Source organism: Fulvimonas yonginensis, from assembly GCF_037137055.1.
In the GTDB taxonomy this organism is placed as follows: Bacteria; Pseudomonadota; Gammaproteobacteria; order Xanthomonadales; family Rhodanobacteraceae; genus Frateuria_A; species Frateuria_A yonginensis.
This window is the reverse complement of the sequence record NZ_JBBBNY010000023.1, coordinates 1-9,369: the sequence shown is the minus strand read 5'-3', so window position 1 is coordinate 9,369 and position 9,369 is coordinate 1. Positions and strand designations below refer to the sequence as shown.

The 9,369-nt window shown below is 66.2% G+C and carries 10 protein-coding genes; 7 read left to right on the top strand and 3 right to left on the bottom strand.

What is annotated here, in order from left to right; genetic code table 11:
• Nucleotides 1–130: 130 nt before the first annotated feature.
• The 6 genes from WAT24_RS16460 (at nucleotide 131) to WAT24_RS16435 (ending at nucleotide 5,427) form a co-directional block, all read left to right on the top strand.
• Entirely contained in the window at nucleotides 131–1,039 is a 909-nt protein-coding gene (locus WAT24_RS16460) for a cation diffusion facilitator family transporter (RefSeq protein WP_336808987.1), read from the top strand.
• Nucleotides 1,040–1,192: 153 nt separating this feature from the next.
• Nucleotides 1,193–2,119 carry an aspartyl/asparaginyl beta-hydroxylase domain-containing protein gene (locus WAT24_RS16455; RefSeq protein ID WP_425605319.1) on the top strand — a complete coding sequence of 309 codons (927 nt, stop codon included), beginning with the start codon at nucleotides 1,193–1,195 and terminating at the stop codon, nucleotides 2,117–2,119.
• Between the two features lie 56 nt (nucleotides 2,120–2,175).
• Nucleotides 2,176–3,075 carry an RNA polymerase sigma factor SigJ gene (sigJ, locus tag WAT24_RS16450; protein WP_336808985.1) on the top strand — a complete coding sequence of 300 codons (900 nt, stop codon included), beginning with the start codon at nucleotides 2,176–2,178 and terminating at the stop codon, nucleotides 3,073–3,075.
• A gap of 41 nt (nucleotides 3,076–3,116) precedes the next feature.
• Nucleotides 3,117–3,578 (top strand): carboxymuconolactone decarboxylase family protein, encoded by a 462-nt coding sequence (locus WAT24_RS16445; protein WP_336808984.1) that lies wholly within the window; start codon nucleotides 3,117–3,119, stop codon nucleotides 3,576–3,578.
• Nucleotides 3,579–3,588: 10 nt separating this feature from the next.
• Nucleotides 3,589–3,909, top strand: coding sequence for a thiol-disulfide oxidoreductase DCC family protein (locus WAT24_RS16440; protein ID WP_336808983.1), 321 nt, complete (start codon nucleotides 3,589–3,591; stop codon nucleotides 3,907–3,909).
• Between the two features lie 126 nt (nucleotides 3,910–4,035).
• Nucleotides 4,036–5,427: a serine hydrolase domain-containing protein gene (locus WAT24_RS16435; protein WP_336808982.1), complete on the top strand. Its 1,392-nt coding sequence runs from the start codon at nucleotides 4,036–4,038 to the stop codon at nucleotides 5,425–5,427.
• On the opposite strand, the gene WAT24_RS16430 is transcribed toward WAT24_RS16435, so the two are convergent.
• A complete protein-coding gene (locus tag WAT24_RS16430; protein WP_336808981.1) occupies nucleotides 5,424–6,548 on the bottom strand; it encodes a helix-turn-helix domain-containing protein in 1,125 nt (374 codons plus the stop codon). The two genes, WAT24_RS16435 and WAT24_RS16430, sit on opposite strands and share 4 nt — an antisense overlap.
• A 165-nt stretch (nucleotides 6,549–6,713) precedes the next feature.
• Here WAT24_RS16430 and WAT24_RS16425 point away from each other — a divergent pair, with 165 nt between their 5' ends.
• Nucleotides 6,714–7,472, top strand: coding sequence for an alpha/beta hydrolase (locus WAT24_RS16425; protein WP_336808980.1), 759 nt, complete (start codon nucleotides 6,714–6,716; stop codon nucleotides 7,470–7,472).
• Nucleotides 7,473–7,759: 287 nt separating this feature from the next.
• Here WAT24_RS16425 and WAT24_RS16420 read toward each other — a convergent pair whose 3' ends face one another.
• The gene (locus WAT24_RS16420; RefSeq protein ID WP_336808979.1) at nucleotides 7,760–8,299 is read right to left on the bottom strand and encodes a hypothetical protein; all 540 of its coding nucleotides are present in this window, start codon (nucleotides 8,297–8,299) and stop codon (nucleotides 7,760–7,762) included.
• Entirely contained in the window at nucleotides 8,280–9,218 is a 939-nt protein-coding gene (locus WAT24_RS16415; protein WP_336808978.1) for an RHS repeat domain-containing protein, read from the bottom strand. The genes WAT24_RS16420 and WAT24_RS16415 overlap by 20 nt, the downstream gene beginning before the upstream one ends.
• Nucleotides 9,219–9,369: the final 151 nt, after the last annotated feature.

Genomic DNA, 9,369 nt, shown 5'->3' with positions numbered 1-9,369 from the left:
GTTTATGCAGGTTCATCCGGGGCTCCTGGTGTGCTGGTTGGGTCGCACCTCCAGAATCTCCGGGATCGCCCCGGGTGAACAACCTACTGAGAGATCACAACTAGCCGGCTCACTCGCCAGGGAAACGTCCATGTCCGGCCACGCCAACTCGCTCAAGGCGATCTTCCTCGCACTGGGCGCGAATTTCGCGATCTTCGTGGCCAAGCTGGTCGCGGCTTTCGTCACCGGCTCCGGCGCCATGCTCGCCGAAGCGGTGCACTCGCTGGCCGACTGCGGCAACCAGGGCCTCTTGCTGCTGGGCCTGCGCCAGGCGAAGAAACCGCCGTCGGACGACTACCCGCTGGGCTGGGGCCGCGCGCTGTACTTCTGGTCGTTCCTGGTCGCGATCCTGCTGTTCAGCGTGGGCGGCATGTTCTCGGTCTACGAGGGCGTGCACAAGCTCAGCCACCCCGAGCCCTTGAAGTGGCCGTGGCTCGCGCTCGGGGTGCTGGTGTTCGGCATCGTCGCCGAGGGCATCTCCATGCGCGGCTGCCTGCAGGAGGTGAACAAGGCTCGCGGCGGACAGAGCCTGTGGACCTGGTTCCGCGAGACCCGCTCCAGCGAGCTGCTGGTGATCTTCGGCGAGGACCTGGCGGCGCTGCTGGGCCTGTGCCTGGCGGCGCTGGCGGTGGGCGCCACCATGCTCACCGGCAACCTGCTGTTCGACGCCATGGGCACCATCGCGATCGGCGTGCTGCTGGTGGTGGTGGCGGTGGCGCTGGCCATCGAGGTGAAGGCGTTGCTGATCGGCCAGGGCGTCGAGCCGCGCCGGCGCGCCGAGTTGCTGGCGTTCCTGCAGGGGCGTCCGGAAGTGGCGCAGGTGCTCAACCTGATCACCTTGCAGATGGGGCCGGACGTGATGGTGTCGGTGAAGGCGCGGATGCAGCCGGCGGCCGGCGACCGCGCGCTGATCGATGCGATCAACGCCGTCGAGCGCGCAATGAAGGCGCAGTTCCCGGACGTGCGCTGGAGCTTCTTCGAGCCGGACGTGGCCGACTAGAGGCGACCGGATCGCGAGGACCGCCGAGGGGCCGATCGAGGCGCCCCACCCGACCGTGTCCCAGCGAGCGGAACGCGCTCCGCCCCAACGTTCGCGGCAGCGTAGAATGAACCGCCCCAGCCCCGACCCAGCCCCATGATCCTCGCCCCCCGCCTGATCCTCCTGCTGCTGTTCCTGCTGTTCGCGTTCTGCGTGCTGCTGGTGCACCTGCGCGGACGGGCGCGGCTGCGCTTCGACCGCCAGCTGGTCGACCACTCGGCGCTCTTCGCGCCGTACAACCTCATGATGTACGCGTTCTCGGCGGTACCGGCCCGGCCGATCCTGGACCGCCGCGGCTTTCCGCAGCTGGACCTGCTGCAGGCCAACTGGCGGACCATCCGCGAGGAAGCGCTGCGGCTGTTCGACGAGGGCTACATCCGGGCGGCGGAGAAGCACAACGACGCCAGCTTCAACAGCTTCTTCAAGCAGGGCTGGAAGCGCTTCTACCTCAAGTGGTACGGCGAGCCGATGCCCTCGGCCCAGGCGCTGTGCCCGAAGACGGTGGAGCTGCTCGACGCGATCCCCAGCGTGAAGGCGGCGATGTTCGCCCTGCTGCCGCCCGGTTCCAAGCTCAATCCCCACCGCGATCCGTTCGCCGGCTCGCTGCGCTACCACCTGGGCCTGATCACGCCCAACTCGGAAGACTGCCGCATCTTCGTCGACGGCCACGTGCACGCCTGGGGCGACGGCAAGGACGTGGTGTTCGACGAGACCTACGTGCACTGGGCCGAGAACCGCACCGACCAGACCCGCGTGATCCTGTTCGCCGACGTCGAGCGTCCGCTGCGCACCCGCCTGATGCAGGCGGTCAACCGCCGCGTGGGCGCCTTCATGGGCCGCATCACCACCTCGCCCAACACCGACGCGGAGGCCGCGCGCACCGGCTTCGTCAACCGCGCGTTCGCCCTGAACCAGCGCGGGCGCGAGCGCACCCGCGCGTTCAAGAAGCGGCATCCCAGGCTGTTCCGCGTGCTCAAGTACCTGGGCATCCTGCTGCTGGTCTGGCTGGTGTTCCTGGCCCCCTGGCCGCTGGTGCGCTGATCCGGTCACGTTCCGACCCGGTCGCGCGTCCTGGCCGCATCCCACCGGAGAAGCCCATGGATACGCAGACCGCCCTGTTCCAGCAGCACCGCCCGCGCCTGTTCGGGCTGGCCTACCGCATGCTCGGCGCCCCGGCCGACGCCGAGGACGTGCTGCACGATGCCTGGCTGCGCTGGCACGCGCAGGACACCGCCGCGCTGGACGACCCCGAAGCCTGGCTGGTCACCGTCACCACGCGCCTGGCGCTGGACCGCCTGCGCCGCGCCAAGACCGAGCGCGAGCACTACACGGGCCCCTGGCTGCCCGAACCGCTGGTGCCGGATGCCGAGCATCCGGAGGCAGAGCTGGAACGCGACGAGACGATCAACCTGTCCTTCCTGCTGCTGCTCGAACGGTTGAGCCCCGAAGAACGCGCGGCGTTCCTGCTGCATGAAGTGTTCGACTACAGCCATGCCGAGGCGGCGACCATCCTGGGCATCGCCGAGGACGCCTGCCGCCAGCGCGTGCATCGTGCCAAGGCCCGGCTGCGCGAGGGGCGACCGCGCTTCAGCGTGGATGCACAGGCGCAACGCCGGATGCTCGAGCGCTTCGTTGACGCGATGGCCCAGCCGAGCCTGGACAAGCTGCGCGCGCTGTTCGCGGAGGACGCGATCCAGATCAGCGACGGTGGCGGCGTCGTACGCGCGACCCTGCGCCCGCTTTACGGTGCCGACCGGCTGGCCCGGTTGTACCTGCAGATCGCCCGCAACCTCGGCCGCTATCGCCCGCGTTACGAGCTGACCACGCTCAACGGGGCACCGGCACTGCTGATGTGGACCGGCGACACGCTGAGCTCGGTGATCTGGGCCGAATGCGAAGGCGACCGCATCACCGCGATGCACGGGTTGCGGCACCCGGGCAAGCTGGCACGCCTGCTGGCGGTCACGAAATCGCAGGCATCGACGTCCTTGCACTGAACGACCCGATCCGGGTCGCCTTCCAAGCCAAGGAGTACGCCATGTCCCGTTTTGCCATCCAACGCCACTACAAGTCGATGATGCCGCTGGTCGAGCTCGACAAGCAGGTCCACAACGCCGGCCGCCTGGAACCGCGCCTGATGGACCTGGTACTCATGCGCATCTCGCAGATCAACGGCTGCGCCTATTGCCTGGACATGCACAGCAAGGACGCCCGCGCCGCCGGGGAGACCGAGCAGCGCCTGTACGTGCTGCCGGCCTGGCGCGAGACCACCCTGTTCAGCGAGCGCGAGCGCATCGCCCTGGCCTGGGCCGAGGAACTGACCGAGCTCGCTTCGCATGACGCGGTATCCGACGCCCTGTACGAGCAGGCCCGCCAGCACTTCGACGAAGAGGCGCTGGTCGACCTGACTCTGCTGGTCGTGACCATCAACAGCTGGAACCGCATCAACATCGCCGCCCGCACCATCGGCGGCAGCTACAAGGTCGGGCAGCACGGCTGAGCGCCCGGCCATGGCGAGGATCCGCCTGTACCGCCATCCCGACTGCGACCGTTGCGCCCGCTTCGCGCGCTGGCACCGCCGGCTGGACTGGCTGCACCGCTTCGAGGATTCCACCGGCGTCTCGCCGGTGGGTCCCCTGCGGCGGGGACAGGTGGTCGTGCAGGACCTGCGCACCGGCCGCACGCTGGCCGGCGCGCGGGCGTTCGCGCTGCTGTGCCGGCAGATCCCGGCCTACTGGCCGTTGCTGCCGGCGCTGCGCCTGCCGGCCGTGCGCCGGGCGGTGGCGCGCGAGTTCGACGGCTGCAAGGGCGGCCATTGCGATGCCGCCTGAGCCGGTGCGAGCCGGCCGGATCGCACCCTGGCGGCACTGCGACACGTACGACCCGGCCGGATCGGACGATCCGGCCGGCGTCGCACGCCGATCCTGTCCTCCCCGTCCACCATCCGAGGAGGCCTCATGGCCGGTCCGTCGTCCCGCTGGCGCAAACCCGTCGAAGCGCTCCTGATCCTGGCCCTGGCCACCGCCGCCGGGGTCGTCCTCTCCAACCGCGAGGCGCTTCATGTCGCCACCGCTTCGGTCAGCCGCTCGCTGTGCGCCGCGGCCTTCGTCTCCGGGGTCGACCCCGACCGGGTCTTCGCCGAGGAGCAACGGCCGCTGATGGGCGGCATCGGCTGGGCCGTGCGCTACAGCGTGGACCGCACGCATCGCGAGGCGCGCAGCAGCGTGCTGGGCCTGTTCCCCGCGCGCGCGGTGTACCGCCCGGGACTGGGCTGCCTGGTCATGCACGGCGACGGTCCCGTCCCCGAGGCCGCCGGATTGGCCGACGACACCGTGCCCGACGGTTTCGGGCCGGCGGTGGTCGCCCCGGCCGACCCGGCACTGCGCCACGCGCTAGATCTCGCCTTCGCCGAGCCCGACCCGGCGCACCCACGGCTGACCAAGGCCGTGGTCGTATTGCACGACGGCCACCTGATCGCCGAGCGCTACGCCCCCGGCTACGGCCCCGAAACCCCGATCTGGGGCCACTCCGTCACCAAATCGGTAACCCAGGCCCTGATCGGCATCCTGGTGCGCCAGGGCCGGCTGCGGCTGGACCAGCCCGTGCCGATCGCCGCCTGGCAGGCACCGGGGGAACCTCACCGCGCGGTCACCGTCGACCAGTTGCTGCGCATGGACAGCGGCCTGCCCTTCGACGAGACCGAAGGCCCGGTCAACCCGGCCACGCACATGTGGTTCCGCGAACCGGACACGGCCGCCTATGCCGCACGCATGCCGCTGGCGCATGCGCCGGGCACGGCCTGGGGCTACAGCAACCTGGGTTACGCATTGCTCTCCAGGCTGGTCGGGAACGCCACCGGCGCCACCGCCGCGGGCGCCGAGCGCTTCGTCCGCGACGAGCTGCTCGCGCCGTTGGGCATGCACCACACGCTCATCGAGACGGACGCGGCCGGTACCCTGCTCGGTTCCGGCTTCATCTATGCGTCGGCGCGGGACCTCGCCCGCTTCGGCGAGCTTTACCTCGACGACGGCGTGGTCAACGGCCGACGCATCCTGCCCGAGGGGTGGGCCTACTACAGCCGCTCGCGCACGCTGGACACCGGGTATGGCGCCGGCTTCTGGACCAACCTGCGCAACGAAGGCAGCGTGCCGGTGTGGGACGCACCCTGGGGCATGCCGCAATTGCCCAGGGACATGTTCTACGCCCGCGGCGCCTTCGGCCAGTACGTCGTCATCGTGCCGTCCGAGCGCCTGGTGGTGGTGCGGATGGGCCTGTCCGTGCAGGGCGGCGGCACCGGCATCGGTGACACCACCGCTGCGATCATCGTGGCCCTGCACCGCGGCGCCTAGGCCGCGCGCGCGGTGGCGCCGGCGTGGCGCCGGCGGTAGGCGCTCGGCGTCTCGCCGACCTGCCGCTTGAACGCCGCGTTGAACGTCGACTTCGAGGTGAAGCCGCAGGCGTAGGCGATGTCGAGGATGGTGCGCGCTTCGGCCGGCTCGGCCAGGCGCTCGCGCACCGCCTCCACCCGCAGGCGGTTGACGTAGTCCCAGAAGCTGCCGCCGAGCCGGCGGTTGATCACCGCCGACACCAGGTATTCCGGATAGCCGCTGCGCTTGGCGACCTGGCCGATGGTCAGCGCCGGCTCCAGGTACAGCGGCGCCTCGCCTCCCATCAGTTGCGCCAGGCGCGCCTCCACTGCGGCATGGCGCGATTCGTCCGCCGCCCCCGCGGCCGACTCCTCGGCTTCCGGCTCTGCCGGCTCCGGCTCGGCCTGCACTGGCGGCTGGCCCAGGCTGAACCAGCCCATCACGCACACCCACGCGGCCACCAGGCCGAACAGCAGCCCGTAGTTGAGCACCGGCAGGTAGACCAGCGCCTGCACGATGGCCACGCACCAGATGGCGACCTGGAACCCGGCCAGGACATCGATCCAGCGCAGCGACATGCGGTCCGCGTCCGAGCGCCGTTCGCGCAGCCGGCGGCGGTAGCCGCGCACCCGCACCAGCGCCGCAAGCACGTAGGACAGGCTGTAGAGGAACAGCGGCACGTCGAACCACGCGCCGACCGTGCGCTCGCCGGCGACCCACCGCGCCGACAATGCCTGCAGCTGCGCGCGGTCCATCACGAACACGTAGCCGTTGAGCACCAGCATCACGCCGAAGCCGGCCAGATGCGCCAGGTCGCGCGGCCGGAATGACCGCCCCGTCGTCAACGCCCGCACGTACAGGTAGAACAGGCTGCCGTAGAGGAACGGGAACAGCGCGACGAAGCGGTAGGCACGAAACCATTCCGGCGCCAGTAGGTGCCAGTAGAGCGCCTTCACCGCCAGGTCGATGCCAGTCAGCGCCACCCACACCGCCAGCACGCGGTTGGCCTGGCGGTTCGCCGGTCGCCGCCACAGTGCCAGCGCAAGCAACGCGGCCTGCACCGCGGCGGCGAAATAGACGTAGGTCCAGGGTGTGAGGGGCATGGTCGGCGCACGGCAGGTCATCGAGACAACATCGGCATCCTAGCGCCGAGGCCAAGGCAGTTGCCGCTACCCACGGCATCCGGTCTCGATGGGCCACCCTGAATTTCGACCGATCGCCAACCCCGACGGCGCTACCATCGCCGCAGCCCACACGGAGCGATCGCCATGCCTACCCGTATTGCGCACCTGATCGGGAGCTGCCTCGCCCTCCTGTTGATCCCGCTCTCCTTCGCCGCCCATGCGGGCGAACCGGTCACGCTGCAAGCCAGCGACGGCGGCGCCGTCTACGGCACGCTGAGCCATGCCAAGGGACACACCGACGCCATCCTCCTGCTGTTCCACCAGGCCGGGGCGAGCCGTCATGAATACGACCCGCTGGTACCCGTGCTGACCAAGATGGGCTACGACACGCTGGCCATCGACCAGCGTTCCGGCGACAGCCTGTTCGGCGGCCACAACGAAACCGTGGCGAAGCGCGGCGGCTCGGCCGACTACCTGGATGCCCTGCCCGACCTGGAAGGCGCGCTGGCCTGGGCCAAGGCGCATCGCTACGCCCGCATCGCCGTGGTCGGCAGTTCGTATTCGGCGTCGCTGGCCATCCTGCTGGCGGCGAAGCACCCACAGGACATCGCCGCCGTGGCCAGCTTCTCGCCCGGCGAGTATTTCGACGACAAGGACATGGTGAAACAAGCCGCCGCGAAGATCGCGGTACCGTTCTACATCACCACCCGCCCCCAGGAAGAGGACAAGGTCGAGGAGGTGCTTCGCGACGCCCACGGCGCGAACGTCACGCACTACCGCCAGGCCGTCGGCGTGCACGGCGCCTCGACCTTGGTGCAGGCACGCGACCCGAAAGGCTACGCCGCGAACCTGCACAGCTTCACCGACTTCCTGCGCCGGGCCCTGCCGCCGAAGGCGCGGTAGGCGAAACCTCGAGGAAACGCGCTAGCGGGCGGGGATAGGAGCCCTGCCGCGCAATAGCTGAATCCCGTACTGACGGCGCCTCGATCTGGGCGCGCGATCCGGCATAGCTACGCCGCGAGCCTCCCCAGCTTCATCGACTTCCTACGCCCCGCGCTGTCGCCGAAGACGCGACAGGTGGGGCCTCAGCGACCGAAATCTCTTTACCTCCGCGCTCGCGAAGCGGAGCAGTCTTGCCGTTTATTGATCCTGCAGAAAAAATGGTGACCCGTGTTTAGCGTTAATATTAACTAGGGAAGCGAACAGCTCGAATTTAAATTGATCTTTGGACCAATCGGCGATGTTGTTTCTGGATGAAATTGCCAAATAGAGCCGACAGCCTGAGTGCACACATTGCGAGCCGCATTGCTGGTCGACCCGTAAGAGTATATTTCCAACTTATAATGCCCTCCATTAATCAATATCCCGCAAATCGAATTCACATAACCATGCTCCCCATCTGCCGTTTTTTTTCTTCGGCCTGTATTTGCACAATTCTCAGTCTCATCAACGGTCAAGTCCATTTTGACGCGACCGAGTCCATTGTAGAAAAAGCTATAGCTTGTCGAGCCACCACTTCGCCGCTGAAATGAGAAACGCGGATACTCGAGGCCATTGCCATTTACGACCGGAAGTGCCTCAATACACAGGTGTCCAGCGCAAAAATTCGGTATAGCAGGTAAATGCTGAGCCAAAAGTGGCGCACAAAACATAACGCAAGGAAGAAAAATCGAGACCTTGAATATCGCAAAGTTTCTCATTTTTGGCACCTTATTGACATTGGATTTCATGATGAGGACCAACCGGTCTGCAAAGACGATTTGAGTCACGCCGGTCACCATAATCCCTTGCCTCTTCAATCTCCCGGTCTGATATGACATTACCCTGGCGGTTGGCCATGATGTTATCAACGCTATAGCCCGTAAGATAACCTACGACCACTCTTCCATCACCCTTACCGGCAGATATATATCCATCTTTAAACGCGGCGAAATGCAAAATATCATGAAGCGCCGCTCTCAACCAGCCGTTGTTGCTTGTGTTGATGTGTCCAACGTTTCCGCCCCGATCGTTCACTCCTTCGCCCGCCTGAGGATAGTGCTTGAAGTCGTATCCAGGGCTCAAGTCCATTTTGTTAAGCTGACCCTGGATGGGCTGATTAGTGGAAACAATGGAAACACTATAGTTGCGGTTTAAAACTTCCAACTGCTTAGCCATGGATATTATGGCGTTGATATTTTGCTTGCTCGCGTCATTACCGACAAAATTTACAGGGATCACAATGGTGGTATGCGTACCATCTTGCACCCATAAAGAATCCTTTCCGTCCGGATCTATCATATTTACTGGGTTATCAGAAGCATACCAATAGCTATTGATGGTTGGCAGGCTATTCTTTTCCTTAACTGGGTCGCAACTAATAAAACGGCCTGCATTCAAATCGTAGTACCGCGCCTGCATATAAACGAGGTTACTATCCGCATCGTTTATGTGTCCGGTATACCCCGGCCCGTTTTGGGGCGAGCCCAGCGCCTGCGCACCATACGGTCGGTAATCGAACGTCGCCGTGATGTTGCCGCTGGCATCCGCCTCGGCCAGCGGCGTACCCTGGGGGTCGCTGTAGACGTACGTGACTGTGCTGGCATGGGCTACATGACCAAGCATCCATAACGTGACCGCGACAAGTGCCCTGAACGTGTGTCCTTTCATGTGGCGCATCCTCACTGGTTCACCACGGAGGGCGTTACGGTTGGGCTCCAGGCGACGTCCCCCCGCTTTGAGTAGCGGGACGGTTTAGAGTCCGGGGTCACTTTAACTGCTTGGCATAGGCGGAGGGTGTCAGCCCGCCCAACACCTTCTT